This window comes from Variovorax sp. 38R (genome assembly GCF_014843395.1).
In the GTDB taxonomy this organism is placed as follows: Bacteria; Pseudomonadota; Gammaproteobacteria; order Burkholderiales; family Burkholderiaceae_C; genus Variovorax; species Variovorax paradoxus_H.
In genome coordinates this window covers 613,931-639,829 of sequence record NZ_CP062121.1, presented here as the reverse complement: position 1 = coordinate 639,829, position 25,899 = coordinate 613,931, and the positions used below count along the sequence as shown (strand labels likewise).

The 25,899-nt window shown below is 69.6% G+C and carries 26 protein-coding genes and 1 other RNA gene; 15 read left to right on the top strand and 12 right to left on the bottom strand.

Annotated features, from left to right (window positions below; all coding sequences use genetic code 11):
• Positions 1 to 27: 27 nt before the first annotated feature.
• A complete protein-coding gene (dkgB, locus tag IG196_RS02830; protein WP_192194947.1) occupies positions 28 to 849 on the top strand; it encodes a 2,5-didehydrogluconate reductase DkgB in 822 nt (273 codons plus the stop codon).
• Between the two features lie 109 nt (positions 850 to 958).
• Positions 959 to 1,384 (top strand): PaaI family thioesterase, encoded by a 426-nt coding sequence (locus tag IG196_RS02825; protein ID WP_070060148.1) that lies wholly within the window; start codon positions 959 to 961, stop codon positions 1,382 to 1,384.
• A gap of 41 nt (positions 1,385 to 1,425) precedes the next feature.
• On the opposite strand, the gene IG196_RS02820 is transcribed toward IG196_RS02825, so the two are convergent.
• Positions 1,426 to 1,818 (bottom strand): hypothetical protein, encoded by a 393-nt coding sequence (locus tag IG196_RS02820; protein WP_225616908.1) that lies wholly within the window; start codon positions 1,816 to 1,818, stop codon positions 1,426 to 1,428.
• Between the two features lie 132 nt (positions 1,819 to 1,950).
• Here IG196_RS02820 and IG196_RS02815 point away from each other — a divergent pair, with 132 nt between their 5' ends.
• On the top strand, positions 1,951 to 2,778 hold the full coding sequence (locus IG196_RS02815) for a hypothetical protein (RefSeq protein ID WP_192194946.1): 828 nt from the start codon (positions 1,951 to 1,953) through the stop codon (positions 2,776 to 2,778).
• A 4-nt stretch (positions 2,779 to 2,782) separates the two neighbouring features.
• On the opposite strand, the gene IG196_RS02810 is transcribed toward IG196_RS02815, so the two are convergent.
• Genes IG196_RS02810 through IG196_RS02800 form a run of 3 tightly spaced genes read right to left on the bottom strand, consistent with a single transcriptional unit; the run spans position 2,783 to position 5,825 of the window.
• On the bottom strand, positions 2,783 to 3,277 hold the full coding sequence (locus tag IG196_RS02810; RefSeq protein WP_192194945.1) for a nucleoside deaminase: 495 nt from the start codon (positions 3,275 to 3,277) through the stop codon (positions 2,783 to 2,785).
• A 20-nt stretch (positions 3,278 to 3,297) separates the two neighbouring features.
• The gene (locus tag IG196_RS02805; protein WP_192194944.1) at positions 3,298 to 4,614 is read right to left on the bottom strand and encodes a cyanate transporter; all 1,317 of its coding nucleotides are present in this window, start codon (positions 4,612 to 4,614) and stop codon (positions 3,298 to 3,300) included.
• Positions 4,611 to 5,825, bottom strand: a complete 1,215-nt coding sequence (locus tag IG196_RS02800) for an amidohydrolase family protein (protein WP_192194943.1) — start codon at positions 5,823 to 5,825, stop codon at positions 4,611 to 4,613. Before IG196_RS02800 ends, IG196_RS02805 begins: the two co-directional genes overlap by 4 nt.
• Before the next feature lie 135 nt (positions 5,826 to 5,960).
• Between IG196_RS02800 and IG196_RS02795 the strand changes: the two genes are divergently transcribed.
• From IG196_RS02795 to IG196_RS02785, 3 genes are all read left to right on the top strand, one after another.
• A complete protein-coding gene (locus IG196_RS02795; RefSeq protein WP_192194942.1) occupies positions 5,961 to 6,734 on the top strand; it encodes a GntR family transcriptional regulator in 774 nt (257 codons plus the stop codon).
• A gap of 80 nt (positions 6,735 to 6,814) precedes the next feature.
• On the top strand, positions 6,815 to 7,762 hold the full coding sequence (locus IG196_RS02790) for a DMT family transporter (protein ID WP_192194941.1): 948 nt from the start codon (positions 6,815 to 6,817) through the stop codon (positions 7,760 to 7,762).
• Positions 7,763 to 7,812: 50 nt separating this feature from the next.
• Positions 7,813 to 8,643: a TorF family putative porin gene (locus tag IG196_RS02785; protein ID WP_192194940.1), complete on the top strand. Its 831-nt coding sequence runs from the start codon at positions 7,813 to 7,815 to the stop codon at positions 8,641 to 8,643.
• Here IG196_RS02785 and IG196_RS02780 read toward each other — a convergent pair whose 3' ends face one another.
• On the bottom strand, positions 8,644 to 9,648 hold the full coding sequence (locus IG196_RS02780; RefSeq protein ID WP_192194939.1) for a Bug family tripartite tricarboxylate transporter substrate binding protein: 1,005 nt from the start codon (positions 9,646 to 9,648) through the stop codon (positions 8,644 to 8,646).
• Positions 9,649 to 9,758: 110 nt separating this feature from the next.
• Here IG196_RS02780 and IG196_RS02775 point away from each other — a divergent pair, with 110 nt between their 5' ends.
• From IG196_RS02775 to IG196_RS02765, 3 genes are all read left to right on the top strand, one after another.
• Complete coding sequence (locus IG196_RS02775; protein WP_192194938.1) at positions 9,759 to 11,438, top strand: MBL fold metallo-hydrolase; 1,680 nt, start codon at positions 9,759 to 9,761, stop codon at positions 11,436 to 11,438.
• A complete protein-coding gene (locus IG196_RS02770; protein WP_192194937.1) occupies positions 11,435 to 12,163 on the top strand; it encodes an RNA pseudouridine synthase in 729 nt (242 codons plus the stop codon). The genes IG196_RS02775 and IG196_RS02770 overlap by 4 nt, the downstream gene beginning before the upstream one ends.
• A gap of 118 nt (positions 12,164 to 12,281) precedes the next feature.
• Positions 12,282 to 12,848 carry a hypothetical protein gene (locus IG196_RS02765; RefSeq protein WP_192194936.1) on the top strand — a complete coding sequence of 189 codons (567 nt, stop codon included), beginning with the start codon at positions 12,282 to 12,284 and terminating at the stop codon, positions 12,846 to 12,848.
• Positions 12,849 to 12,878: 30 nt separating this feature from the next.
• Here IG196_RS02765 and IG196_RS02760 read toward each other — a convergent pair whose 3' ends face one another.
• The 5 genes from IG196_RS02760 to IG196_RS02740 are packed head-to-tail and all read right to left on the bottom strand — an operon-like array spanning position 12,879 to position 18,088.
• On the bottom strand, positions 12,879 to 14,360 hold the full coding sequence (locus IG196_RS02760; protein ID WP_192194935.1) for an efflux transporter outer membrane subunit: 1,482 nt from the start codon (positions 14,358 to 14,360) through the stop codon (positions 12,879 to 12,881).
• A gap of 5 nt (positions 14,361 to 14,365) precedes the next feature.
• Positions 14,366 to 15,286 carry an HlyD family secretion protein gene (locus tag IG196_RS02755; protein ID WP_192194934.1) on the bottom strand — a complete coding sequence of 307 codons (921 nt, stop codon included), beginning with the start codon at positions 15,284 to 15,286 and terminating at the stop codon, positions 14,366 to 14,368.
• 25 nt (positions 15,287 to 15,311) lie between these two features.
• The gene (locus IG196_RS02750; protein ID WP_192194933.1) at positions 15,312 to 15,518 is read right to left on the bottom strand and encodes a DUF1656 domain-containing protein; all 207 of its coding nucleotides are present in this window, start codon (positions 15,516 to 15,518) and stop codon (positions 15,312 to 15,314) included.
• The gene (locus tag IG196_RS02745) at positions 15,515 to 17,629 is read right to left on the bottom strand and encodes an FUSC family protein (RefSeq protein ID WP_225616907.1); all 2,115 of its coding nucleotides are present in this window, start codon (positions 17,627 to 17,629) and stop codon (positions 15,515 to 15,517) included. The genes IG196_RS02750 and IG196_RS02745 overlap by 4 nt, the downstream gene beginning before the upstream one ends.
• Positions 17,630 to 18,088 carry a MarR family winged helix-turn-helix transcriptional regulator gene (locus IG196_RS02740; RefSeq protein ID WP_192196902.1) on the bottom strand — a complete coding sequence of 153 codons (459 nt, stop codon included), beginning with the start codon at positions 18,086 to 18,088 and terminating at the stop codon, positions 17,630 to 17,632.
• A gap of 134 nt (positions 18,089 to 18,222) precedes the next feature.
• On the opposite strand from IG196_RS02740, the gene IG196_RS02735 reads away from it, so the two are divergent.
• Positions 18,223 to 18,615, top strand: a complete 393-nt coding sequence (locus tag IG196_RS02735; RefSeq protein ID WP_192194932.1) for a hypothetical protein — start codon at positions 18,223 to 18,225, stop codon at positions 18,613 to 18,615.
• Positions 18,616 to 18,647: 32 nt separating this feature from the next.
• Here IG196_RS02735 and rnpB read toward each other — a convergent pair.
• Together rnpB and norR are read right to left on the bottom strand one after the other, a co-directional pair.
• An RNA gene (rnpB, locus tag IG196_RS02730) (RNase P RNA component class A) lies at positions 18,648 to 19,016 on the bottom strand.
• Between the two features lie 53 nt (positions 19,017 to 19,069).
• On the bottom strand, positions 19,070 to 20,638 hold the full coding sequence (gene norR / locus IG196_RS02725) for a nitric oxide reductase transcriptional regulator NorR (RefSeq protein WP_192194931.1): 1,569 nt from the start codon (positions 20,636 to 20,638) through the stop codon (positions 19,070 to 19,072).
• 136 nt (positions 20,639 to 20,774) lie between these two features.
• On the opposite strand from norR, the gene hmpA reads away from it, so the two are divergent.
• The 5 genes from hmpA (at position 20,775) to IG196_RS02700 (ending at position 25,867) form a co-directional block, all read left to right on the top strand.
• A complete protein-coding gene (gene hmpA, locus IG196_RS02720) occupies positions 20,775 to 21,959 on the top strand; it encodes an NO-inducible flavohemoprotein (RefSeq protein ID WP_192194930.1) in 1,185 nt (394 codons plus the stop codon).
• A 100-nt stretch (positions 21,960 to 22,059) separates the two neighbouring features.
• Complete coding sequence (gene cysK, locus IG196_RS02715) at positions 22,060 to 22,980, top strand: cysteine synthase A (RefSeq protein WP_192194929.1); 921 nt, start codon at positions 22,060 to 22,062, stop codon at positions 22,978 to 22,980.
• Positions 22,981 to 23,052: 72 nt separating this feature from the next.
• Positions 23,053 to 24,678 carry an NAD(P)/FAD-dependent oxidoreductase gene (locus IG196_RS02710; protein WP_192194928.1) on the top strand — a complete coding sequence of 542 codons (1,626 nt, stop codon included), beginning with the start codon at positions 23,053 to 23,055 and terminating at the stop codon, positions 24,676 to 24,678.
• Positions 24,679 to 24,686: 8 nt separating this feature from the next.
• Positions 24,687 to 25,235: a VUT family protein gene (locus tag IG196_RS02705; protein ID WP_192194927.1), complete on the top strand. Its 549-nt coding sequence runs from the start codon at positions 24,687 to 24,689 to the stop codon at positions 25,233 to 25,235.
• A 5-nt stretch (positions 25,236 to 25,240) separates the two neighbouring features.
• Entirely contained in the window at positions 25,241 to 25,867 is a 627-nt protein-coding gene (locus tag IG196_RS02700) for a flavin reductase family protein (RefSeq protein ID WP_192194926.1), read from the top strand.
• Positions 25,868 to 25,899: the final 32 nt, after the last annotated feature.

The following is a 25,899-nucleotide window of genomic DNA, read 5'->3' as shown; positions in this document are numbered from 1 at the left end:
TTTGAACGCACAAGGACCACACACGTCATGACCACAAACAACAACGCTCCCATTCCCGCCTTCGGCCTCGGCACCTTCCGCCTGCAGGGCCAGGTGGTGATCGACTCGGTGAAGAACGGCCTCGACCTGGGCTACCGCACGATCGACACGGCGCAGATCTACGGCAACGAAGCCGAGGTGGGCCAGGCCATTGCCGAAAGCGGCGTGGCCCGTAAAGACCTCTTCATCACCACCAAGATCTGGACCGACCACTACGCCAAAGACAAGCTGGTGCCGAGCCTGAAAGACAGCCTCGCCAAGCTGCGCACCGACCATGTGGACCTGACGCTGATCCACTGGCCCTCGCCTGGCAACGCCGTGCCGGTGGCGGAGTTCATGGGCGCGCTGGCCGAAGCCAAGGCGCTGGGGCTCACGAAGCAGATCGGCGTGTCGAACTTCAACATCGCGCTGATGCAGGAAGCCATTGCCGCCGTGGGCGCGCCGGCCATTGCCACGAACCAGATCGAGCTGCACCCCTATCTGCAGAACCGCAAGGTGGCGGCCTTCGCGCAGAGTCAGGGCATCCGCATCACCTCGTACATGACGCTGGCCTACGGCAAGGTGCTGAACGATCCGGTGATCGGCGCGATTGCCACGGCGCACGGCGCCACGCCCGCGCAGGTGGTGCTGGCCTGGGCGATGCAACTGGGCTACGCGGTGATTCCGTCGTCGACGAAGCGCGCGAACCTCGAAAGCAACCTGAAGGCGCGGCAACTGACGCTGACCGAGGCCGAGATGGCGCAGATCGCGGCGCTCGACCGCGGCGAGCGGCTGACCGATCCGCAAGGACTGTCGCCGGCGTGGGATTGAGGCTCTGGCGTCGGGCATGAGGCGGTGCGGCCGCGCGGCAGAATGCAGCAACCCCTCGGGGCGCCACGACCGGCGCCCTTTTTCTTCTGCTTCTTTCCCCCTGCCAGCCATGACCGACCTCCACACCCGCATCTCCGACAGCTTCAACGCACAGGGCCTGATGGCCACGCTCGGCGCGCGGCTGGTGCATGTGGGCGACGGCGAGGTGCACATCGAGATGCCGTTCTCGAAGGCGCTGTCGCAGCAGCGCGGCTATGTGCATGCGGGCGCGGTGACGAGCATCGTCGACAGCGCCTGCGGCTACGCGGGGCTCACGAAAGCACCGCAGGGCTGCGACGTGGTGACGGCGGAGTTCAAGATCAACTTCATGCGGCCCGCACTGGGCGAGCGCTTCCTGGCGGTCGGCCGCGTGCAAAGCTCGGGCAAGCTGCTCGCGGTGTGCACGGGCGAAGTGCGTGCCTTCGCGAAGGCGGGCGACACGGACTACAAGGTGGTGGCGATGATGCAGGCGACCATCGTGAACGTGCCGCAGTAAGCGCGCGCGACAGCGGCGGCGGTCGTCGTCGCTGGGTGCGGCTACCCGCGCTGCACGGTGGCTTCGCCTTGTTCCTGTTGTTGCTGCGGCGGCTTCTGCTTCTGCTGCTCGGCGATCACCGCGCGGCACATGGCTTGCAGTTCCGCCGCGACGGCGTCCGGCGCCTTGCGCAGCTCGGCAATGTCGCGCTCGCCGACGCAGTGGCCTTCGAGGCGAACGTAGATGCGCGTGAAGTTGCCGCCGAGCGCGCGGGCAATGTCGCGCAGGCAATCGGCGACGCTGGCAAAGCCGGTGTGGCTGTAAGAGCTGGGCGGGATCACGCCCTTGGAGCGCGGCGCGCGCACGGAATACAGGTACGACGCGCCTTCAGAGCGCAGCTCCACCACGGGCTGCAGACCGCGCTGAACGTCGTCTTTTCCTTGCTTTCCTTGCATGGGGCGGAGTGTAAATCTGGCGCGGGCAGAATCTGCCCACCGGGCCGAAGGCCGCTTCGCAAGGGGTGGCACTTCTTCATTTTTGTCACGGCGCTGCGCTCACATTGCAGCCGCCATTCACACTCTGAGTCCATGGCCAATCGCTCTTACCTGTACAGCCTCAGCAACCGGCCCACGTCGTATGCGGACCGGCCCGAAACGATCTCGGGCGTGTCCGAGTGGAACTACGACGTACCGTTCATGTACCGACTGCTGATGTCGGGCGACCCGCAGCTGTGCGCGTCGCTGATCTCCGACGGGCTCGACGACGATGAGGCGGACGAGAAGGTGAAGCTGTACGCGATCAGCAGCCGCTTCGAGCCGGGCTTTGTGCGGGTGAAGCGCTTCATCGATATCGTGCGGTTTCTGGCGGCGCAGGCGCCAGCAGTGACGCCTGCAGCAACGGTCTCTGCTGCTGCTGCGCCACAGGCCACGTCGCTTGTCGGCCGGCTCAAGGGCTGGCTCTCGCCGGCTGCCGCTCCTGCAACGGCGAAACCCACGACGGGCTCGGCGCAGCTGCTGACCTGGCTGGACGACACCCTGGCGTTTCTTGAAGCCCACCGCGACACGCACCTGCTGCTGGAGACGGTCGAGCTCGACACCATGTCCGAATCGGAAGAAGCCCCGCTGCGGGCCTGCGTCGAGCAGGAACTCGCGCGCTGCCAACAGGCCGGCGCCGCGCTCGATGCGTTGCCGCAAGACATCGAGGCGGCGGCGCAGTTGCTGCGCGAGGCCGGTGCGACCCAGCAGGCAGCCCCGCTCGATGCGTTCTTCGGGCTGCGCTTCGACGACGACTGCGACAGCACTCGCAGCCGCGCGACGGAATACCCGCTGGGGCTGCAGTGGTCGGAGGTTCTGTACTTCGGCCTGTTCAACCGCGCCGAGTTCGAAGCAGCGACGCGCGGCGACGCTGCTGCGTAGCGCTTCAGCCGCCGCGCCGCGGGGCAGCCCATGCCGACAGAATGCGCACGGCCTCGGCGTCCATCTTCTGTTCAGCCGGCTGCGCACGCGCGGCCAGCGGTGCGCCGGCTTCGGTGCGCAGCACATCGACGTCGATCGGGTGGCGCGCCGCCAAGGTCACGCCCTGGAACGCTTCGCCCGACTGCGCGAGCGTGGCCGCGTAGTAGAGCTGGCCGATGCCCGCGATGTGCATGGCCGCCACGCACATGGCGCAGGGCTCGCACGAGGTGTAGAGCTCGCAGCCCGACAAATCAACCGTGCCCAGCCGGCGGCAGGCGTCGCGAATGGCTTCGACCTCGCCGTGCGAGGTGGGGTCGTGGTGCGCGACGGAGTGGTTGAAGCCCTCGCCGACCACCTCGCCGTTCTTGACGACGACAGCGCCGAAGGGCTCGGTGCCGGGCTCCTGGAGTGCCCGGGCCGAGAGGGCCAGGGCGCGCTGCATGAAGTGTTTTTGGTACATGGGTCGGATCTCTTGTTGTCTCAGGCCTTGCGGGCGTGGTCGATGGGGGACAGCGCGGGCGCGGTTGGTGCGCCGAAGAGGCCGATGGTGGCGCTCGCGTACCGGCGCGGGTCGAAGCGCAGCACGGCGGGCAGCAGCAGCACGGTGATGACGGCCAGGTAGGCCCAGGCCATGGTGAAGCCGCCGGTCTGCTCGCGCACCCAGCCGGTGACGAAGGGCGCGAGCGCCGCGATCATGAAACCCACGCCCTGCATGAAGCCCGCGAGCGCGCCGGCCTGTGCGGGGTCGGACCGGTGGTCGAGCGCGAGCACCATGCACAGCGAGAACGCACCGCCCAGGCCCACGCCGAGCACGACGGCGATGACCGCCGCCGGCACGGGCAGTGCGAGCCCGAGCGCCGCAAAGCCCGCGAGCTGCGCGAGCAACGCGCCGACCAGCCAGGGCCGCAGGTCGCGCTGGCCGCCGCGCCGCGCGAGCGCCGGCAGGGTCAGCGCGCCGACGACCTGCGCCAGCGTCATGAGTGCGAGCACGGCGCCGCCCTGCTGCGCAGTCCAGCCGCGCTCGGCATGAAAGTAATGCGGCAGCCATGCGACGAGGCTGGTGTAGCCGCCGTTGATGAGGCCGAAGCACAGCGCCAGCAACCACGCACGGCGGTGGCCGAAGCAGCGCAGCCAGGCACGATCGAGCGACGGGTCGGCGGTGCCGCGCGCGGACGACGACGCAGACGGCAGCTGCCGCGCACCGCGCAGCCACGCCACCAGCGCCACGACCGCGAGCACCGCCCACATGGCGAGGCCGGCGTGCCAGTCGAGCTGCGCATCGCCGCCCGCGGCGCGCGCGAGCCACGGGCTGGCCATGGCGCCGAGCCCGCCGCCGCCCATGATGGCGGCCGAATAGAGCCCGGTCATGAGGCCGAGCCGCGCGGGGTACGCCTGCTTGACCACGCCGGGCATGAGCGCCTGCGCCAGCCCGACGCCCGCGCCCGCGAGCGCGGCGCTCCACAGCAGCGCCGCGGCACCGCCTGCCACGTAGCGGCCGGCGCAGGCCAGCGCGATGGCGCCGAGCCCGAGCGCAATGCCGCCGCGCGCGCCCAGGCGCTGGCCCACGGCCGCACCCGACAGCGACACGGCGCCCATCGCAAACATCGGCAGCACGGTGAGCAATGCGACGGCGTGAAAGCCGATGCCGGTCGCAGCGCGGATCGGTTCGAGCAAGGGGCTGCTCGACGTGAGAAAGGCGCGCAGGTTGAGCGCCACCAGCACGACCACGCAGGCGAAGAAGACCGGGCCCGCGCCGGTGCGCGAGTGGGTCGCTACGGCGGATGCGGCGCGGCTCACGCGGGCACGGCGCCGGGCACCAGCGTGCCGTGGCGCGCGACCACGCGGCCGCCCGACACCACGAGCCGGCGCACCGGGCGGCTCACCACGGCCTGCGCGGTCGTTTGCGCATCGACCAGCACGAGGTCGGCGCGACAGCCCACGTCGAGCCCGTAGGCCGCAAAGCCGCAGCCGCGCGCGCCGGCGTGGGTGACGGTGTCGAGCGCCACGGCGAGCTCGTCGTCGCGGCGCAGGTTGTAGCGCAGGCCGATGAGCATGGCGCGCTCGAGCATGTCGGGGTTGCCGTAGGGCGACCAGGTGTCGCGGATGCCGTCGTTGCCGCCGAGCACGGTGACGCCGGCCGCGCGGCACGCCATGAGCGGTGGCACGCTGCGCGAACCCGGCGCGCTGGTGACGAGCACCACGCCGAGCTTCGCCATTCGAGCGAGCAATGCATCGCGCTCGCGTTCGCTCACATCGCCCAGGCAGAAGCCGTGGCTGATGGCGACCTGGCCCTGCATGCCGAGCGCCTCGGTGCGCTGCAGGATCAGGTCGAGCGAGAAGGCGCCCATGGCGCCGGGCTCGTGCAGGTGGATGTCGAGCGGGCGCTGGTGCTTGTGGGCAATGTCGAAGAGCACGTCGAGCGACTTCACGGGGTCGCCGTCGATGGCGCAGGGGTCGAGGCCGCCGAGCACGTCGGCGCCCATGGCCAGCGACTGGTCGAGCAGCTCGGCCGTGCCGGCGCGCCCGAGCAGGCCCGACTGCGGGAAGGCGACGACCTGGATCTGCTGCACCTCGCGCAGCGTCTCGCGCGTGCGCAGCGTGCCTTCGAGGTGGCGCAGGCCGGCCTGAGTGTCGACATCGACATGCGTGCGCAAGCGCGTGGTGCCGAGCGCAAGAAAGGCCTTGGCGAGCACCAGCGACTGAGCAGCGGCATCGTGCCTGCTGGCGTGGCGGAAGGCGCGCTCGTTCTCGATCTTGTCGGTGAGGTTCGTGCCGACCTCGTTGCGGTACCAGTCCATGCCCCACATCGTCTTGTCGAGGTGGGTGTGGCCTTCGACGAGGCCGGGCAGCAGCAAGGCGCCCTCGCCTTCTTCGACGGTGGCGCCGGCCGGTGCGGCGAGGGCCGCGCCGATCTCGGCAATGTGGCCGTCGTGCACGCGCACATCGACCGGAGAAGCACCGAGCGGGCGCACGTTGCGAAGCAGCAGGGAAGGCGGGGTGGAACTCATGGGGGTCGTATTTTTGTCAACCATATTTAATTATTTTGGTTAACCATATTTGGGAGATGGTACGAAGCCCAGCAGGCCGCGTCAAACCGGAGGGCATTCGGGGCGCGGCAGACCGCAGGCAATAATCCAGCGCCCATGCCCGCCGCCGCACGCCGTTCCCCGCCCGCCCTTCCCTCTGCCAGCGCCCCCGTCGACACGGTGGACGCGAACGTGGACGAGCGCGTCTACGCCGCCGTGTCGAAGGCGCTGCTCAGCGGCAAGCTGCGCCCGGGCACGCCGCTGCGCGAGCGCGCGCTGGCCGAGGCGCTGGGCTGCACGCGCGGTGCGGTGCGAAAGGTGCTCGCGCGGCTGGGCTCCGAAAAACGGCTGGTGCTGGAGCACAACCGCGGCGCCTTCGTGCCCAACCCGTCGATCGAGGACATGCGCGGCATCTACCGCGCGCGCCGCATCGTGGAAGCCGGGCTGGTGACCACGCTCTTCGGCACGCTGGCGCGCGACCAGGTGGCTGCGCTGCGCAAGCATGTGCAGGCGGAGCAGAAGGCGTTCAAGGAAGGCCGGCGCGAGGACGCGATCCGCCTGGCGGGCGACTTCCACCTGCTGCTGGCGCAGATGGCGGGCAGCGACGAACTGCTGTCGTACATCCGGCGGCTGATTGCGAACACCGAGCTGTACAAGGCGCTGTACGACTCGGCCGAGGCCGCGAGCTGCGCGCCGCGCGAGCACGAACAGATCATCGAAGCGCTCATGGGCGACTCGCTCGACGCCGCATTGGCCGTGGCGCTGGAACACCTGGACGAGCTGGAGCAGCGCGTGATCGCGGGAGCGGCGGCGGAGCAGGAAGTCGACCTGGCGGCGCTGCTGAACGGCGATGCGCCGGCGCGAAGCCACGGGCACGATCACGGCCACTGAGGCTTTCGCGCGCACGTTTCGCCCACATTTCGTTCATCAGCGAAGTGTCGAGAGGCCGGTCTCGCGAAGATCGGCGCACCATGCCAACGACCACGCTCGCCGCTTCAGGCCAACCCCACGCTCCCGCTCTCGAATGGGCGCTGCTCGCGGTGCTCGCGACCTGCTGGGGCGCCTCGTACACCTTCATCAAGATCGGCGTGGCGACGATCCCGCCGGTCACGCTGATCGCGGCACGCACCCTGATCGCCGGGTTGCTGCTGCTCGCGGTGTTGCGCGTGCGCGGCGTGCGCTTGCCGAAAGATGGCGCGACATGGCGGCGCTTCGCGCTGCAGGCTTGTCTGAACAGCGTGCTGCCGTTCACGCTGATCGCGTGGGCCGAACGCAGCGTGGATGCGGGGCTGGCGACCATCCTCAACTCGACCTCGCCGATCTTCATCTTCCTGCTGGGGTGGGGCATGGGCGGGTCGACGAAGCCCACGCTGCAGCGCCTTTTCGGCGTGGGCGCCGGGCTGACAGGCATCTGCCTGATCGTGGGCTTCGAGGCACTGCACGGGCTCGGGCATTCGCTGCTGGCACAGCTGGCGCTGGTGGTGGCGGCCGTCTGCTACGGCTGCGCCGCGATGTTCGGCCGCGTGTTCAAGGGCCTGGACCCGATGGTGCCCGCGGCCGGCTCGCTGTTGAGCGGCGCGGCCCTGCTCGTGCCCGCCAGCCTGGCGATCGACAGGCCCTGGGCGCTCGCCCCCTCGGCCGCATCGATGCTCGCCGTGCTGGCGCTGGCAGTACTCTCGACCGCGCTGGCCTTCACGATCTACTTCCGGCTCATCAAGACGCTGGGGCCGATGTCGACGTCGGCGCAGGCCTATCTGCGCGTGCCCATCGGCGTGACGATCGGCGTGGTGTTTCTGGGCGAGACGCTGGCGGCCACGGCGTGGGTCGGGCTGGCCTGCGTGGTGGTGGGCGTGGTCGCGATGACGATGCCCGACACACAACTTTTGCGCCGGGGCCTTCGTTTTTTACGCGGCCTTTAGACGCGCCCTTCTACGCTGCCGGCTCCTCCATCCGTTAGCGAATTCTTTCGATGAAACACCTCCTTCGCACCGCCTTGCCGGTGCTCGTTCTTCCCACCCTGTTCGCCCTGCCGATGCTCGCGAACGCGCAGCTCACGGGCAACGTGGCACTGACCACGAACTACAAGTTCCGCGGCCAGGACCAGGACATGCTCGGCAAGAACGACCACGCCAAGACCCGCGGCCTCAAGCCCGCCGTGCAGGGCGGCTTCGACTACGCCTTCGGCGAGAGCGGCTTCTACATTGGCAACTGGAATTCGAGCGTCAACTGGCTCAAGGGCAACAGCCTCGAGAGCGACCTGTACGGTGGCTACAAGTTCAAGGCCGGCCCGCTCGACATGGACGTGGGTGCCCTCACCTACCTGTACCCGGGCAATTCGACGGGGAACACGACGGAGCTGTACGCCAGCGCGGGCTACACCGACGCCACGCTCGGCTCGTTCACGCTGAAGTATTCGCACACGGTGTCGAAGGACTACTTCGGTTATGCCGGCGCCAAGGCCGGCTCGGGCCGCACGGGCCGCAACACCGGCTACCTGAACCTGGCTTACAGCAAGGAGATCGTGCCCAAGGTCACGCTGAAGGCGGCTGTCGGCTACACGAACATGTCCAGCGACATCCGCAGCCTGGGCTACAAGAGCTATGTCGACTACAACGTCGGCGCCACCTACGACTTCGGCAGCGGCCTCACGCTCACCGGCTCGGTGCAGGGCGCCAACAAGAAGAGCTCGTACGTCGCCGTGGCCAACCCGGGCTACGACCTCGGCTTCGGCACCTTCGGCCAGACGACGTACTCGCCGAACAAGGCCCGCTTCATCCTGACGTTGGCGAAGACGCTCTGATCAGTCGATGCTGATGTTCGCCGCCTTGGCGACCTCGGCCCACTTCATTCGGTTGGCGTGCACGGTCTTCTTGAACTGGGCGGGCGACTCGATGCGCACGGTGTTGCCCTGGCTCTCGAAGCGCTCGCGAATCTCGGACTGCTCGAGCACCGTCTTCACGGCGGCATTGAGTTTGTCGACGATGTGCGCGTCGGTGCCCTTGGGCGCGAAGATGCCGAACCAGATCGCGCTGTCGAAGCCCTTGGTACCCGGCAGGCCGCTGGAAGCGATGGTCGGCACCTCTTTCACGGCCGCCACCGCCGTGGCGGTGGTCACGCCCAGCAGGCGCACCTTGCCGGCCTTGTAGTGCGGCAGCACGGTCTGCACCTGGTTCATGATGCAGCAGGTTTCGCCGCGCACCACCGAGGTGATGGCCTCGGGGCCGCCCTTGTAGGGCACGTGGACCATGTTCAGGCCCAGGCGCGAATTGAACTCGGCAAAGGCCATGTGCGTGCCCGCGCCGTTGCCGGTGGAGGCGTAGTTGTACTTGCCGGGGTTGGCCTTCACCAGCTCGACGAATTCCTTGAGCGTGCGCACGTTGATCACGTCGGGGTTGATGGTGAGCACGTTCGACACGTCGAGCACGGGCGCCACGGGCACGAAGTCGGCCTCGACGTCGAAGGGCAGCTTCTTGTACAGCGCAGCGTTGCTGCCGTGCGTGGCGGCGGTGCCGAACGAGAGCGTGTAGCCGTCGGGCTTGGCATGGGCGACGTACTCGCTGGCGATGTTGCCGGCCGCGCCCGACTTGTAGTCGATGATCACGGGCTTGCCGAGCTGGCGCGACAGCGGCTCCTGGATGGCGCGGGCGACCACGTCGACGCCGGAGCCGGCCGGGAAGCCCATGATCAGTGTGACGGGTTGTTGCGGCCAGTCGGGCTGGGCCAGCGCGAGGGTCGATGCGGCGGCGGTGCAGAGCAAGGCGCCGGCGGCCAGCAAGGCGCGACGCGAGAAGGGAGAATGGGCCATATCGGTCTTTCTTCGAGGCGGACGGTGCAGGCGCACATTGTGGCGCGCGGCTGATATCTGTTTGCACATGTGCTTATGCACCGCGCCCCTTGCCTCTCCATAATCGCTCCATGGTCCGCCCCACACAACAACTCCACGCCCATCGCGAGCCGGTGCCCGTGCGCGCCGCCGCCACCGTCCTGCTGCTGCGCGACACCGACGCCGGGCTCGAACTCCTCATGACCAGACGCTCGGCCACCGCGAGCTTCGCGCCCGGTGCCTACGTTTTCCCGGGGGGCCACATCGACGCGGCCGACGCCGCGGCCGCACGCATCGCGGCACGGCGCGCCACGCAAAGCACCACGCAACACACCCAGGCCATCGCCGCGATCCGCGAGGCCTTCGAAGAGCTGGGCATCCTGCTGGCCCGCCATGCCGACGGCCGTGCGGTGAACGCCGACGAGGTCGCCGCGATGGACCGCAACGCCACCGCCGGCACGGCCTTCGCCGACCAGTGCGCGGCACGCGGCCTGGTGCTGTCGGCCGACGCGGTGTTCACCTTCGCGCACTGGATCACCGACCGCGACCTGCCCAAGCGCTTCGACGTGCCCTTCCTGGTGGCGCGCATGCCCGAGGGCCAGGTGCCCACGGCCGACGAGAGCGAACAGTTCGAGCCCTGCTGGGTGCGCCCGGCCGACGCGCTGGCGCGCCACGAGGCGGGCAGCTTCTTCATGATCTTCCCGACCATCCGCACGCTGCAGCGCATGGCGGCCTACGCGACGGTCGATGCAGTGCTCGCGGCCTGTGCACCTGGTACCGGCGAAGAGAAGCCACTGTGGACCAGCTGCCCGCGCGCCGGCCTGCTCAAGGGCGAGGACGCGCGCTACATGGAACACGAGTCGCCCTTCGGCGAGCTCGCGCTGGTGTGCCCCGACGGCCAGATCGCGCACGCGCTTGACTGGCAGAGCACGCAGCCCGTGGCGCTGCTGAAGAACGTGCAGCGCCTCACCGCGCCGAACCCCAGCGCCATGACTGGCCCGGGCACCAACACGTATCTCGTGGGCGACGCGGCCACCGGCTACCTCGTGATCGATCCGGGCCCGAACGACGCGACGCATCTCGCACGGCTGATGGAGGCCACGCAAGGCGACATCCGCCTCATCGTCTGCACGCACTCGCACGCCGACCACTCGCCGGGCGCCGCGCCGCTGCAGGCGCTGTGCGCGGCAGAGCGCAAGCCGCCGATCCTCGGGCTGTCGTCCGCGCCCACGGCACGTTCCACCGCGCGCTTCAGCGCCGAGCGCGAGCTGGTCGACGGCGAACGGCTGGTGCTCTCGGGCACCGCGGCCGACGGCACGCCGCTCGTGCACACGCTGCGCGCCATCCACACGCCCGGCCATGCGGCCAACCACCTGTGCCTGGTGCTCGAAGAAGACGGCCTGCTGTTCTCGGGCGACCACATCCTGAACGGCAGCACGACGGTGGTCGATCCGCCGGACGGCGACATGACGGCCTACCTCGATTCGCTCGACAAGCTCGACGCGGCCTGCGCAGCCGGCAGCATCGACTTCATCCTGCCGGCGCACGGCTACGTGATCGGCTTTGCGCGCACGGCCATCGCGCACCTGAAAGCGCACCGCCTGAAGCGTGAGGCCAAGATCGCCGCCGCGATGCAGCGGCTGCCCGAAGGCACGCCCGAGCAGTGGCTGCCGCTCGCCTACGACGACGTGCCCGAGCGCATGTGGCCGGTGGCGGCGCGGTCGCTGGCAGCGCACGTGGCGCGCATCCGTCAACTGGCGGACGCACGATGAACCGCTCGAACCGCCCCTCTGCTTCCAATGACGAAGGCGTGCGCCTCGCCAAGCGCGTGGCCGCCATGGCCCAGGTGTCGCGCCGCGAAGCCGAGCTGCTGATCGAGAACGGCGCGGTGCGCGTCGACGGCGTGCCCGCGCTGCTGCCGCAGTCGCGCGTGCAGGCGCACCAGCAGGTCGAGATTGCAGCCGGCGCGCGGCCCGAGCCGATCGTGCCGGTGACGCTGGTGCTCTACAAGCCGGCCGGCATGCCGACCGACAACGCCCACCAACTGCTGGTGGCCGCGAACCGCCACGACCCCGAACGCGAGGGCCAGCGCTTCTTGCCGGCGCATGTGCGCGGGCAACGCTGCATGACGCCGCTCGAAACCGGCGCCAGCGGCCTCGTGGCCTATACGCAGGAGTTCCGCATCGAGCGCAAGCTGCAGGAAGACGCGGGCATCCTCGAACATGAAGTGATGGTCGATGTGGCCGGCCCGGTCGGTCCCGAGGTGCTGGCGCGGCTGGAGCGCTCGCCCGCGCGCGTGAGCATCGGCCGACAGGCCGACGACCAGACCGGCCTGCGCTTTGCACTGAAGGGCGCGCGGCCCGGGCAGATCGCGAACATCTGCGACACCGTGGGCCTGCGCATCCTGGCGATGCGGCGCCTGCGCATCGGCCGCGTGCCGCTGGCGGGGCTGCAGCCGGGACAGTGGCGCTACCTGGCGCCGCACGAGCGCTTCTGAGCGAACGAAGAAGCACTTTCTTAGAAGAGAAAAGGATTCACACGACGAGGCAGCGCGGCACCGCGAACTGCCACTTGGAAAAAACGGCCCTTGGGCCGCGCACGGGAGATTGATCACCATGAAGTTCGGACCACCGATCCGCGCCCTCGCCTGCACCCTGCCTCTGACACTGCTGGCGGGCTGCAGCTACCTCACCGCCTTGCTGTTCCCCGACGCGCCGATCGGCGCGCCGGCCGCGGCGACGGCCACCCAGCCCACCGTGGTCTCGAAAGACGGCCTCGCGCCGATCACCGCGGTGCAGGTGGACCGCATCCGCGAGGTCGTCGGCGGCAAGCCCCCGAGCCCCGCGGTGGGCAAGGTGGTGGGGAGCGCGTCGCCGACCATCGAATCTTTCTTGCGTACCGAAGGCTGCATCACGGCGCGCAACGGCGCGGTGCTCAACCCCTTCGCGGCGCCCGGCCGGCTGTTCGACGGCACGGGCTTCCAGGGCGGGCCGATGGCCGAGATGCAGTACCACGACAAGACCGCCTGCGTGACGGTGCAGCGCATCCAGAACTGGAAGCTGGTGTCGCCCCGGCTGCTGCGCTTCGAGGTGGTCTACGTGGGCGACGACGGCGAGGAGCGCGCCATCAAGCGCCACGAGCTGACGCGCCAGCCCAAGGGCGGCTGGCTGTTCACGCGCTGAGCGTTGCGGCCGGCGAGCGGCGCGTGCCGCTTAACGGACGGTCGCGGCGGGCTTGCCTTGTAGGCTTTGTGCGACCGCGTCATCGGCCGGCTCCCAGCCCCCGCCGAGCGCCATGAACAGCACGACCTGGTCGTCGGCCAGTTGTGCCTCGCTGGCCGCCAATGCGGCGTCGGCACCGGCCAATGCACGTTCGGCGTCGAGCGTGTCGAGGTAGGCGGTGCGGCCGTTGCGGTACAGCTGGCGCGCCTGCGCGGCGACCTTGGCGCTTTCGTCGCGCGAGGCCTGCAGCGCGGCGCGGCGGTCGAGCTCGCGGGCGTAGGTGCCGAGCGCGGTCTCGGTCTCGCGCAGCGCCGTCAGCACGGTGCCGTCGAACTTGGCAAGCGCGGCGCGCGTGCCAGCTTCGGCCTGTGCGATGCGGGCCTGCGCGGCGCCGGTGTTGGGAACGGTCCACGAGATCAGCGGGCCGACGCTCCAGCCCAGCGTGTCCTGCCGGCCGAAGCCGGTGGCATGGCCGGCCGACGAGCCCGAGAGGCCCAGCGTGACCTTCGGATAGAGGTCGGCCGTGGCCACGCCGATGCGCGCGGTCGATGCAGCGAGGCTGCGCTCGGCCTGGCGGATGTCGGGCCGGCGGCGCAACAGCGCGGCGCCGTCGCCCACCGGCAGTGCGCCGGCCACGCGCGGCGGGACGGTGCAGTCTGCCACCTCGCGCGGAAAGTCTTGCGGCAGTGCGCCGGTGAGCGTGGCCAGTCGGTAGAGCGCGCCCTGGCGCTGGGCCTTCAGCGGCGGGAGCGCGGCATCGAGCTGCGCGAGCTGGGCGCGCGCACGACCCGCGTCGATGGCGCCGGCGCGGCCCGCGCGCTGCAGGCGCTCGGTGACGTTCACGGCGTCTTGCTGCAGCGCGACCGACTTCTGCGCAATCTGCAGCCGCAGGCCGGCCGAGCAGGCTTCGGCGTAGGCGCGCGCGGTGCCCGCCGCGACGTTCACGCGCACGAGGTCGAGCGCCGCTTCGGCGGCCTGGCTGTTGGCGGCCGAGGCCTCGATGGCGCGGCGGATCTGGCCGAACAGGTCGACCTGGTACGACAGCGACGCCCCCGCGCTGTAGTTGAAGGTGTTCGGCGGCTCGTAGCCCTTCTGCAGCAGCGACAGGCCCGAGACGTGGCCGAACGACGGCCCGCCGTTGACGCCGATGGTGGGGTACTTGGCGCCGGCCACTTCGGTTTCGATGGCACGTTCGCGTTCGAGGTTGGCGACGGCCTGGCGCAGGTCGGTGTTGTGCGCAAGGGCCTGCGTGACGAGCCGGTCGAGCAGCGGGTCGTGGTACAGGCGCCACCAGTGCGCGGGCAGCGGCGCGGCGTTCGCCGGTGCTTCGGCGAAAGGCTTGCCGGCAGCGGGCTGGCTGGCCAGTGCCTCGGGCGGCTGCTGGTAGTCGGGGCCGACCGCCGCGCAGGCCGCGAGTCCGGCCGCAATAGCCACGAGAGCGAGCGAGGCCATGCGAAAAGCGAAGCGGGTCATGGCACTTATCCCTTCTTCGGCACGTCAGCAGTGCGGGCGTCGCGTTCGAGGACCTGCACGGTGACCGTCTGGCCGGCCACGAGGCGCGCGCCTTCGGGCAGCGGATCGAGCTTCACACGCACCGGGATGCGCTGTGCCAGCCGCACCCAGTTGAAGGTCGGGTTCACGCTGGGCAGCAGGTTGGCGCTGGTGGAGCGGTCGCGGTCGGCAATGCCGGCGGCCACGCTGTCGACCGCGCCTTCGAGCACCGCGCCGCCGCCCATCGGCGTCACGCGCACGCGGTCGCCCAGGTGGATGCGCGGCAGCTTGGTTTCTTCGAAGTAGCCCTCGACATAGAACGACTGCGCATCGACCAGCGCGAGCACCGGGTGGCCCGCAGCGGCGTAGCTGCCCTGGCGCAGGTCGAGGTTGGTGACGAGGCCGTCGGCCGGCGCGCGCACTTCGGCGCGCTGCAGGTTCAGGCGCGCCGAATCGAGCGCCACTTCGGCCTGCGCGACGGCAGCGTGTGCCTGCTCGACGCGGGCTCGGGTCTGTTCACGCGACTCCTTCGACACCAGGTCGTCGAGCCCCGTGTTGCGCGCGTTCTCGCGCTGGGCCTGGGCGCTCACGGCGCGCTGCGCGGCGAGCGCGGCCTGCGCCTGGCGCACGGCGAGGTCGTAGCGCGCGCGGTCCACCTCGAACAGCAGCGTGCCGGCGGCGACCGACTGGTTGTCGCGGATCGGCACGGCCGTGACGAGGCCCGAGACGTCGGGCGCGATCTGGACCACGTTGGCGCGCACGCGGCCGTCGCGCGTCCACGGCGCGAGCTCGTAGTGGTCCCACAGGCGAAAGCCCGCCCAGACGGCGGCGGCCACCACGGCCACGGTGAGAAGAACGCGCAGCAGGCTCTGGGCCCGGGGGTTGTCTGCGAAGGGGTTGGCTTTCATGGGAATCTCTGTGGTGTTTGAGTTGTCATTGCAGGGGCGCCGTGAGCCGGCTCAGGCCGTACAGCAGCACCAGGTACAGCGCCATGTCGAACAGCGCCGGGTGCCACACCCAGCGGTACAGGCCGGTGGCGGCGAGCAGCCGGCGCACGCCCCACAGGGCGAGCAGCGCGGCGGCGGCCAGCAACATGAGCCAGGGCACGTAGAGCCCGTAGAAACTGGCTTCGCCGATCATGCGGAAGCTCCTTGCGGTGAAGAAGAAGAAGACACGGCCGCGAGCGAAGGCGGCGCGTCGGGGAACAGGTTGCGGCGCAGGCCGACCAGTGCGGTGACGGCGGCACGCGACGCGGTGGAGGTGTCGCGTGCAGCGAGCACGGCGGCCAATGCTTCATCGATCTGCGGCAGCAGTGCCGCCGGACGCGGCGCCATGCGGCCTTCGCCGCGCTGGCGGAAGAACCGCGCAATGCCGCCGAGCAGCGCAGCCGAAGTGGCCATCGGCAACTGGGCGCGCACGCGCTGCAGCACGGCGATGTCGGCGCCCATGCGCAGGTCGCGCAGCGCGTCGTTGGCGGCCACGCCCTCGACGGTGCCGCCGGCCTGCGCGATGCGCGGCGCCAGCAGGCCGATGCGGTCGAGCATGCGCACGGCATAAGCGTCGCTCTGCGCGTACTGCGGCTGGGTGGAAGCGGCCATGTCGCCGAGTTCGCGCCAGGTGGCACGCTGGATGCGGCGCGCGCTCCAGTCGGCGCCCACCGAACGCACCAGCCGCGTGACGCGCGCTGCGACCACCACGCCGACGACCTGGCCGATCATGCTGTTGATGAAGCTCACGAGGTCGGCGCTGGCCGTGTCGTGCATCGCGAGCGTGCCCGACACGCCGAAGACCAGCGCCATCGCGGCCATGAAGTGCGTCGGGCGCGGCAGGTACAGGCCCAGCAACAGGAAGAGCGGCGCGCAGATCGCGACCAGCATCCCGAAGTCCTGCACCGGGGGCATGAGCACGAGCACGTAGACGGCGGAGATCGGAATGGACCACAGCGTCCACTTCAGGAAGCCGTGGATCGCCGGCACCGGGTCGTCCATGGTCGCGAAGAAGCAGCAGAAGACCGCGGCCATCATGGTGGCGGCCGAGCCCATGGTCCAGCCCGTGAGGATCCAGAACGCGCCGCACAGGCAGATGGCGATGACGGCCGCAAGCGCCGAGAGCAGCGCCATGCCGTAGTCGCGGTGCATCGCGCGATGGCCGAGCGCAGCCGTGCGCCGCAGCGGCGCGCCACCCTTCAGGCCTTCGTCGATGTCGCGGCGCAGCTGGGCGCAGGCTGTCCAGCCGTCGACCAGTTCTTCGAGCCGGCCCGCGAGGCCGATGCGCAGGGCGCGGGCCCAGGGCGTGAGCCCCGCATCTTGTGCAGTGCCCAGCGCGCCGATCGCCTGGCGCAGCGCCTGCAAGCGTGCAGAGGCATCGACGGCCGGGTCGCTTTCGTCACGCAGCCACTGCGCGGCCAGCGCGAGCACGGCGGTGACGTCGGGCGCCAGGCGGCCTTCGGCTTGCGCCAGCGCCTGCAGCCGGTCTTCGACGGCCGACAGCGCGGGCGTGAGCGCCGCCACGCGGTCCTGCATGGCGCGGATCGCGCCGGCGGTCCAGCGCAGGTGCGTGGTGTCGAAGGGCACGTGGGTCGAGAGCAGGCGCAGCTGCGTGATGTCGCCCGCGAGGCGGCGGCGGTCGTCGTCCAGGCGCTTGGGGTCGACGTCCTTGGGGGTGCCGCGATCGCCGGGCTGGAACAGGTCGCCGATCCACTGGCGCGCGTCTTTCAACGTGCGGTCGAGCAGGCCCAGCACGGTGGGCGCGAGCCCCGCGGGCAGCACGAGGCTGTGGACCAGCGTGGCGCAGAAGATGCCCAGGCCGATTTCTTCCACGCGCGCCACGGCGGTGTCGAACAGCACGAGCGGCGTCTGCACCGACGGAAAGCCGATCAGCGCCGCCGTGTAGCCCGCGAGCATGAAGACGTACGAGCGCGGCGTGCGGTCGAGCAGCGAGATGTACAGGCACAGCCCGACCCACAGCGCGAGCACCAGCGTGAGCAGCTCGGGCGCGTTGGACAGCGCGGGCACCATCAGCACGGTGGCGACGCTGCCGATGAGCGTGCCGCAGAAGCGGAACACCGCCTTGGAGCGCACGGCGCCGGCCAGCGGATGGGCGACGACGTAGGTGGTCATGAGCGCCCAGAACGGGCGCGGCAGGCCGGCGCGGCTGGCCAGGTACATCGCCAGCATCGCGGCGGCGAAGCTCTTGACCGAAAAGAGAACTTCCGCGCGGGTGAAGCGCGGCAACGCCATCGACAGTGCCATTTACTGGCCGCGCCCTTCCTGCTGCAGGCTCTGCATGCCGGAGGCACTGCGGCCGAGCTTGGCCTCCAGCGCGCTGAAGACGCGCAAGGTGGCGGCGATGTCCTCGTCGGGAATGCCTTCGAACAGCGCGGCGCGCATCTGGCGCAGCGCAGCCTCGATGGGCTCGCAGACGGCGCGGCCGGCGGCGGTGAGGTGCAGCGTCTTGGCGCGGCGGTCGGCCGGGTCTTCGCGGCGCTCGACCAGGCCGGCCTCGACCAGCTGGTCGAGCGAGCGCACCAGCGACGGCCCCTCGATGCCCAGCGCCTCGGCCACCGTGCCTTGGCGCACGCCGTCTTCCATGCGCCCGAGCACCACGACCGGCCAGGCCAGCGTCTGCGACAGGCCGACGTGTGCCACCGCCTTGTCGGCCGCCGCGCGGTAGCCGCGCTGGAGCACCGACAGCGAGGTGCCGAGCCGCATCAGCGCGTGTTCGCGCAGCGGGGAGATGGGTTCGGTATCGGCCACGGCGTTATCAATTAGTTAGCTTGCTAACAATTGTACGGGTTTCTACCAATCCTTGCAGGCGACCGTTGCACGGCCTGGACAATGACCCGATGGAAACGGAAAAACTCGCGCTCGACATCGCGCAGGCGCTGCAACAAGCCATGGCGACGCCCGGCTTTTCGGTCGACGACTATCTGGACGACAGGGACGCAGCGCCGTTCGACCCAGCCTGGTCCCACGCCCACGCCGGGCTGCAGAAGACGCTCGAACAACGGCCGGAACCGACCCGCCAGGCCATCGAGAAGGGCTCGGCCGCGCTGCGCGAACCGGTGTTCAAGCAGGTGATGGGCGCCTGCGGCAGCCCCGACCTGGCGGCCAGCCTGTCCGACGACGCCGGCCTGATCCTCGAGGCGACGCTGGCCGGTTTTTCGTCAGGGTGGATCGACGCGCTGCGGCGTTGCTACGCGTCGCATCGGCTGCCGTGCGGCGCGCTCGATGCATGACGACGGCAGGAGGCCGTGGTCGAAAAAGAAAAGTGTGAAGCTCGCCGATAAGCCGGATTCTGTGCACCGGAACCCTCTTGCGAAGACTCCGGCGTGACCGCCATTACTCTGGGCCGTTTGTCGCCAAACGGCTCGATGCCACCTACCCGCCAGCTCAGCGGAACCACCTCAATACTGGCCTACTTGGTGTTGCTGCGCGCAGAGATTGCCCGTTTCACCCGAACTTAATCGGCTCGTCTCTGTTGCTCTGATCCTCACCTCGCGGTGGAGAGTCGTTAACTCCTGCGCTGTCCTGTGCAGTCCGGACGTTCCTCCAGTGCGATCTTTCGACCCGATGCTGTTGCCCGAAGGCAGAGCGTCGTCCCTTTCGGGCTTGCACCAGCGGCGGTCTGGCGTGCTTCACGGCGCGATTATCGCCCGGCGCGCGATGACCCTTTGGGCGATGCCTCGATCGTCAGTCGGGCGTTTCGTTGTCGCCGGCCTGCACTAGGCCCAGCTTGCGCAGCGTCCGATGGAAGTTGCTGCGGTCGATGCCGGCCTCGCGCGCGGCGCTGGCCACGCGGCCGCCGTGGCGGGCGAGGACCTCCGAGAGCCAGGCCCGCTGGAAGGCCTCGGTCGCCTCGCGCAGCGTGCCGCCTGCGGTTGCAAGCCCCGCGTGTTCGCTCGCCAGGGCCCGCTCTGGCGCCGCCACGGGCGCTGTCGCGGCGGCGGTCTCCAGCGCCAGATGGTGCGGTTCGATGGCCGTCCAGCGCGAACCGCGCGGCTGTTCCCTGAACGCCCGCAGCGACGCACGGCTGATCACATGTTCGAGTTCGCGCACATTACCCGGCCAGCCGTGCGCCAGCAGGGCGGCCTTCGACGCCGGCGAGAGCCGCAGGTTGCGCGCGCCCAGCCGGTGCTGGTTCTCCTCGAGAAAGCTGCCGGCGAGCACGAGCACGTCGCGCCCGCGTTCGCGCAGCGGCGCGACGACGAGCGGATAGACCGACAGCCGGTGGTACAGGTCGGCGCGAAACCGGCCCTGCGCAATCGCTGCGGGCAGGTCGCGGTTGGTGGCCGCGATCACGCGCACGTCGACCTTGCGCATGCGGTCGCTGCCGGGCCGCTGCACCTCGCCGCTTTGCAGCACGCGCAGCAGCTTGGCCTGCACGCTCAGCGGCAACTCGCCGACTTCGTCGAGAAAGAGCGTGCCGCCGTCGGCGATCTCGAACTTGCCGTCGCGGTCCTGCACGGCGCCGGTGAACGCGCCGCGCTTGTGGCCGAAGAGTTCGCTGTCGGCCAGCGTCTCGGGCAGCGCCGCGCAGTTGACCTGCACCAGCGGCTGCTCGCTGCGCCGCGAGCGCGCGTGCAGGCGCTGCGCGACGAGGTCCTTGCCCACGCCGGTTTCGCCGAGCAGCAGCACCGTGAGGTCGGACACGGCGACCGTGTCGATCTCGTCGCACAGCTGCTTCATCGCCGGGCTGCTGCCCAGCAGCTCGCGGGGCGCGCCGCGGCCTGCGCGCAGCGCCTGCGCCACGGCCTGCTCGCGCATCGCGCGCGCCTGCATTTCGCGGATCGTGTGGGCGGCCTCGATGCCGGTCTCGACGAGGGTGACCAACGCCTCCATCTGCGCCGGGCTCACGGCATCGAAGGCGTGCGGTTCCAGGGCATCCAGCGTGAGCAGACCCCAGAGGGCGCCGCGCAGGCGCAGCGGCGCGCCCATGCAGTCGTGCACCGGCAGGATGCCCGGCTGGCCGGCGACGAGGCCGTCGTACGGGTCGGGCAGGTTGCTGTCGTGGGCGAAACGCAGGCCCCGTTCGCTGCCGAGCAGGCGCGCAAAACGCGGATGGGCGGCCACGGGAAACTGGCGCCCGAGGGTTTCATCGCTCAGGCCGTCGACCGCGACGGGTTTCAGCACGTCGACGTCGAGCTGCAGCAGCGCGGCGGCATCGCAGCGGACCAGTCCGCGCGCGGCGGCGAGAAGCGATCGGTAGCGGGCGGCCTCGGCTTCGGGCTCGGTGGTCGAATCGACACGGTTTGCGGTCATATATACAACGCTTGATTTGTTGTTAATTTGACCACGCCTGATAAATCCCCAATGACGTCAAGCACTTGCAACGGCCTTCCGGCTGGCACGGATCGTGAGATGACACAGGCATCTCCAACCGAAGGAACGCCAGACCATGCACCCGCAAACCATCGCCATCGTCAAGTCCACCGTGCCCGCGCTGAAGGCCCACGGCGAGGCCATCACCCGCCACTTCTACAAGATCATGTTCGAGGGCCATCCGCAGGTGAAGGCCTTCTTCAACGAAGCGCACCAGGCCGCCGGCACGCAGGCGCGCGCGCTGGCGGGTGCCGTCATCGCGTACGGCGCGCACATCGACCGGCTGGACGAGATCGCCGGCGCCCTGCCCCGGATCATCCAGAAGCACGCGGCGCTGGGCGTGCTGCCCGAGCACTACCCGATCGTCGGCCACTACCTGCTGCGCGCCGTGAAAGAGGTGCTCGGCGATGCCGCCACCGACGAGGTGATTGCGGCGTGGGGCGAGGCCTATGAATCGCTGGCGAGCCTGCTCATCGCCGCGGAAGAAGCCGTCTACAGCGCCAATGCGGCGCAGACCGGCGGATGGCGCGGCACGCGCGAATTCCGCGTGGCGCGGCGCGAAGACGAAAGCGAAGTCATCACCTCGTTCTACCTGGAGCCCGAGGACGGCGGCCCGCTGCTGGCGTTCTCGCCGGGGCAGTACCTCACGCTGGTGCTGGAGATCGACGGCCAGCCGGTGCGGCGCAACTACTCGCTGTCCGACGCGCCGGGCAAGCCGTGGTACCGCATCAGCGTGAAGAAGGAAGAAGGCGGTCGCGCCTCGAACTGGCTGCACGAGGCCGCCGTGATCGGCACGCAGCTGCAGGCGCAGGCACCGTGCGGCGACTTCGTGTTGCAGCCCGCCGGCGAGCAGGCGCGCCCGCTGGTGCTGGTGACGGGCGGCGTGGGCATCACACCCGCGATGAGCATGCTCGAATCGATGGCGCACACGGGCCGGCCGGTGCACTTCGTCCACGCGGCCCGGCACGGCGGCGCGCATGCGTTCCGCGCCCGCGTGGATGCGTTGGCAAAGCGGCATGCGAACGTGAAGCCGCTGTATGTCTACGACGCGCCGCGCGACACCGACACGCCGCACGCGACCGGCTTCGTCACCCGTGAGCTGCTGGCCGGGCTGCTGCCGGAAGACCGTGACGTCGACCTGTACTTTCTCGGACCGAAGCCCTTCATGAAGGCGGTCTATGCCAACGGGCTGGCGCTCGGCGTGCCCAAGCAGCAGCTGCGTTACGAGTTCTTCGGGCCACTCGAAGCCCTGGAGGCGTGAAGACGGGAAAGCCCGCAACACCCTCGCGCTGAAACGGTCGCGGGCTGGTCTCACAATGCGCGCTGTCCGTCCGACAAACGCATTGATCCAAGGAGATTCCATGAAGGCCCAGAACATCCTCCAGACCATCGGCAACACGCCGCACATCCGCATCAACCGCCTGTTCGGTCACGCGAAGCAGCAGGTCTGGATCAAGTCGGAGCGCGCCAACCCCGGCGGCTCGATCAAGGACCGCATCGCGCTCGCGATGGTCGAAGACGCCGAGAAGAGCGGCGCGCTGAAACCCGGCGGCACGATCGTCGAGCCGACCTCGGGCAACACCGGCATCGGCCTGGCGATGGTCGCGGCCGTCAAGGGCTACAAGCTGATCCTGGTGATGCCCGACAGCATGTCCATCGAGCGCCGCCGCCTGATGCTGGCCTACGGCGCCACCTTCGACCTCACGCCGCGCGCCAACGGCATGAAGGGCTCCATCGCCCGCGCCGAGGAAATCGTGGCCGGCACGCCGGGCGCGTGGATGCCGCAGCAGTTCAACAACCCCGCGAACGTCGACGTGCACGTGCGCACCACGGCCGAAGAGATCGCGGCCGACTTTCCCGAGGGCATCGACGTGCTCATCACCGGCGTGGGCACGGGCGGCCACATCACGGGCGTGGCGAAGGTGCTCAAGAAGAAGTGGCCCAAGCTGCAGGTGTTCGCGGTGGAGCCCGTGGCCTCGCCCGTGATCTCGGGCGGCGCGCCGGCGCCCCACCCCATCCAGGGCATCGGTGCGGGCTTCATTCCGAAGAACCTCGACACCTCGCTGCTCGACGGCGTGCTGCAGGTCGACGCCGAACCCGCGCGCGAAATGGCGCGCCGCTGCGCGGTCGAGGAAGGCATCCTGGTCGGTATCTCGTCGGGCGCGACGCTCGCGGCCATCGCGCAGAAGCTGCCCTCGCTGGCACCCGATGCGGTGGTGCTGGGCTTCAACTACGACACGGGCGAGCGCTACTTGTCGGTCGAGGGCTTTTTCCCCGCCTGACCAGCTACAAGTTTCATAGCGCCCTGGGCGCTTAAAATCGTCGGTCTGCTTGATAACCACAAGCCCCACGACATGCTGCGAATCTCCGAACTCAAACTCCCGCTCGACCACGCGCCTGACGCGCTGGTCTCCCTGATCGCCCGAACGCTCGGCGTTCCGCCTGATGCGATCGCCTCCCACACCGTCTACAAGCGCAGCTTCGACGCCCGCAAGGTCGACCTCCTCACGGTCTACATCTGCGACGTGCAGCTGGCCGATGCGGCGCTCGAAGCCGCGCTGCTCGCCAAGCACGCCAGCCACCCGCACATCCAGCCCGCGCCCGACATGCGCTACACGCCGCCGGGCCATGCGCCCGCGGATGCAACGCGCCCCGTGGTGATCGGCTTCGGCCCCTGCGGCATCTTCGCGGCGCTGATGCTCGCGAAGATGGGCTTCAAGCCGATCGTGCTCGAACGCGGCAAGACCGTGCGCCAACGCACCCGCGACACCTGGGGCCTGTGGCGCAAGAGCGTGCTCAACCCCGAGTCGAACGTGCAGTTCGGCGAAGGCGGCGCCGGTACCTTCTCGGACGGCAAGCTCTACAGCCAGATCAAGGACCCGCGCTTCCTCGGCCGCAAGGTGATGGAAGAGTTCGTGAAGGCCGGCGCGCCACCCGAAATTTTGTACGTCGCGCATCCGCACATCGGCACCTTCAAGCTGGTGAAGGTGGTCGAGAACATCCGCGAACAGATCGTCGCGCTCGGCGGCGAGATCCGCTTCGAGCAGCGCGTGACCGACGTGCACATCGAAAACGGCCACCTGCGCGGGCTCACCGTGCTCGACCAGACGACCGGCCAGAGCAGCGAGCTGCGCGCCGACCACGTCGTGATGGCGCTGGGCCACAGCTCGCGCGACACCTTCGAGATGCTGCATGCGCGCGGCGTGTACATCGAGGCCAAGCCTTTCTCGATCGGCTTCCGCGTCGAGCACCCGCAGGGCCTGATCGACCGCGCCCGCTGGGGCCGCCATGCGGGCCATCCGCTGCTGGGCGCGGCCGACTACAAGCTGGTGCACCACGCCAGCAACGGGCGCTCGGTCTACAGCTTCTGCATGTGCCCCGGCGGCACCGTGGTCGCGGCCACCAGCGAGCCGGGCCGCGTGGTCACCAACGGCATGAGCCAGTACTCGCGCAACGAACGCAACGCCAACGCGGGCATCGTGGTGGGCATCGATCCGAAGGACTTCCCGGGCGACGCACTCGCAGGCATTGCGCTGCAGCGCCAGCTCGAAAGCAACGCCTACGTGCTCGGCGGCAGCAACTACCACGCGCCCGGCCAGCTGGTGGGCGACTTCATCGCCGGCAAGCCGTCGACCGCACTCGGCAGCATCATCCCGTCGTACAAGCCGGGCGTGACGCCGACCGACCTGCACCAGGCCCTTCCCGCCTACGCCATCGAGGCGATGCGCGAAGCCTTTCCCGCCTTCGGTCGCAAGATCAAGGGCTTCGACACGCACGACGCCGTGCTCACGGGCGTGGAAACGCGCACCTCGTCGCCGATCCGCATCACGCGCGGCGACGACCTGCAGAGCCTGAACGTGCGCGGCCTTTACCCGGCCGGCGAAGGCGCGAGCTACGCGGGCGGCATCCTGTCGGCCGGCGTGGACGGCATCAAGGTGGCCGAGGCCGTGGCGCGCAGCGTGCTCGGCACCGCCGTTTGAGTTTGATGATGGATTTCCACCGCCCCACCACCGGCCAGCTGGCCGTCGCCACGCTGGCGATGGCCGCCGTGGTGCTCGCGTCCAACATCCTCGTGCAGTTCGCCATCAACGACTGGCTCACCTGGGGTGCCTTCACCTACCCGGTGGCCTACCTCGTGAGCGATCTCGTCAACCGGCGCTTCGGCCCCCGCATGGCGCGCCGCGTGGCGTGGGTCGGCTTCGCGGTGGCCGTGGCGGTGTCGCTGCTGCTCGCGCCGGCGCGCATCGCCGCCGCTTCGGGCCTGGCCTTCATCGCCTCGCAGCTGCTCGACATCCGCGTGTTCGACCGCCTGCGCCAAGGCCTCTGGTGGCGCGCGCCGCTCGTGGCCACGGTGATCGCGGCCGTGCTCGACAGCATCGTCTTCTGGGGCATCGCCTTCGCAGGCACCGACGGCCCCTGGCTCACCTGGGCGCTCGGCGACCTCGGCGTGAAGCTCGGTGTCGGCGTGCTGATGCTGTTGCCGTTCCGGTTGCTGATCGGCCGCACGGCCGCGCGCACCGCGGCCCTGAGCCATTGAGAGCCATGATGTCCAACGACGATTTCCACTACTACGAACCCGCCAAGGGTCACGGCCTGCCGCACGATCCGTTCAATGCGATGGTCGGCCCGCGTCCCATCGGCTGGATCTCGTCGCAGGACGAGAACGGCGTGCTCAACCTCGCGCCCTACAGTTTTTTCAACGCCTTCAACTACACGCCGCCGATCGTCGGCTTCGCGAGCATCGGCGCGAAGGACAGCCTGCACAACATCCGCCAGACCCGCGAGTTCGGCTGGAACCTGGCCACGCGCCCGCTGGCCGAGCGGATGAACCAGTCGTGCGCGGCCGTGCCGCCCGAAGTGAACGAGTTCGAGCTCGCGGGCCTCACGCCGGTGGCGTCGAATCAGATCGCCGTGCCGCGCGTGGCCGAGAGCCCCGTGTCCTTCGAATGCCGTCTCACGCAATTGATCCAGCTCGAAGGCGTCGATGGCGTGCCGGTGCAGACCTGGCTCGTGCTCGGCGAAGTGGTGGGCGTGCACATCGCGCGCCACCTGCTCAAGAACGGCATCTACGACACCGCAGCGGCGCAGCCCATCCTGCGCGGCGGCGGTCCGGCCGATTATTTCGAGATCAGCGCCGACAATATGTTCAGGATGTTCCGGCCCCGCTGAACGCGGTCAACCGGCTTTCTGTTGTTCCTCTT

Bases quoted from the DNA above. Each gene is read 5' to 3' on its own strand.
- IG196_RS02710 (WP_192194928.1), top strand. From the start codon at position 23,053: ATGCTGCGAATCTCCGAACTCAAACTCCCGCTCGACCACGCGCCTGAC.
- IG196_RS02820 (WP_225616908.1), bottom strand. From the start codon at position 1,818: ATGCAAGGAAAGCAAGGAAAAGACGACGTTCAGCGCGGTCTGCAGCCC.
- IG196_RS02775 (WP_192194938.1), top strand. From the start codon at position 9,759: ATGGTCCGCCCCACACAACAACTCCACGCCCATCGCGAGCCGGTGCCC.
- IG196_RS02770 (WP_192194937.1), top strand. From the start codon at position 11,435: ATGAACCGCTCGAACCGCCCCTCTGCTTCCAATGACGAAGGCGTGCGC.
- IG196_RS02815 (WP_192194946.1), top strand. From the start codon at position 1,951: ATGGCCAATCGCTCTTACCTGTACAGCCTCAGCAACCGGCCCACGTCG.
- IG196_RS02825 (WP_070060148.1), top strand. From the start codon at position 959: ATGACCGACCTCCACACCCGCATCTCCGACAGCTTCAACGCACAGGGC.
- IG196_RS02735 (WP_192194932.1), top strand. From the start codon at position 18,223: ATGGAAACGGAAAAACTCGCGCTCGACATCGCGCAGGCGCTGCAACAA.
- IG196_RS02750 (WP_192194933.1), bottom strand. From the start codon at position 15,518: ATGATCGGCGAAGCCAGTTTCTACGGGCTCTACGTGCCCTGGCTCATG.
- IG196_RS02795 (WP_192194942.1), top strand. From the start codon at position 5,961: ATGCCCGCCGCCGCACGCCGTTCCCCGCCCGCCCTTCCCTCTGCCAGC.
- IG196_RS02780 (WP_192194939.1), bottom strand. From the start codon at position 9,648: ATGGCCCATTCTCCCTTCTCGCGTCGCGCCTTGCTGGCCGCCGGCGCC.
- hmpA (WP_192194930.1), top strand. From the start codon at position 20,775: ATGCACCCGCAAACCATCGCCATCGTCAAGTCCACCGTGCCCGCGCTG.
- IG196_RS02810 (WP_192194945.1), bottom strand. From the start codon at position 3,277: ATGTACCAAAAACACTTCATGCAGCGCGCCCTGGCCCTCTCGGCCCGG.
- IG196_RS02755 (WP_192194934.1), bottom strand. From the start codon at position 15,286: ATGAAAGCCAACCCCTTCGCAGACAACCCCCGGGCCCAGAGCCTGCTG.
- IG196_RS02705 (WP_192194927.1), top strand. From the start codon at position 24,687: ATGGATTTCCACCGCCCCACCACCGGCCAGCTGGCCGTCGCCACGCTG.
- IG196_RS02700 (WP_192194926.1), top strand. From the start codon at position 25,241: ATGATGTCCAACGACGATTTCCACTACTACGAACCCGCCAAGGGTCAC.
- IG196_RS02800 (WP_192194943.1), bottom strand. From the start codon at position 5,825: ATGAGTTCCACCCCGCCTTCCCTGCTGCTTCGCAACGTGCGCCCGCTC.
- dkgB (WP_192194947.1), top strand. From the start codon at position 28: ATGACCACAAACAACAACGCTCCCATTCCCGCCTTCGGCCTCGGCACC.
- IG196_RS02760 (WP_192194935.1), bottom strand. From the start codon at position 14,360: ATGACCCGCTTCGCTTTTCGCATGGCCTCGCTCGCTCTCGTGGCTATT.
- cysK (WP_192194929.1), top strand. From the start codon at position 22,060: ATGAAGGCCCAGAACATCCTCCAGACCATCGGCAACACGCCGCACATC.
- IG196_RS02790 (WP_192194941.1), top strand. From the start codon at position 6,815: ATGCCAACGACCACGCTCGCCGCTTCAGGCCAACCCCACGCTCCCGCT.
- IG196_RS02740 (WP_192196902.1), bottom strand. From the start codon at position 18,088: ATGCGGCTCGGCACCTCGCTGTCGGTGCTCCAGCGCGGCTACCGCGCG.
- norR (WP_192194931.1), bottom strand. From the start codon at position 20,638: ATGACCGCAAACCGTGTCGATTCGACCACCGAGCCCGAAGCCGAGGCC.
- IG196_RS02785 (WP_192194940.1), top strand. From the start codon at position 7,813: ATGAAACACCTCCTTCGCACCGCCTTGCCGGTGCTCGTTCTTCCCACC.
- IG196_RS02765 (WP_192194936.1), top strand. From the start codon at position 12,282: ATGAAGTTCGGACCACCGATCCGCGCCCTCGCCTGCACCCTGCCTCTG.
- IG196_RS02745 (WP_225616907.1), bottom strand. From the start codon at position 17,629: ATGGCACTGTCGATGGCGTTGCCGCGCTTCACCCGCGCGGAAGTTCTC.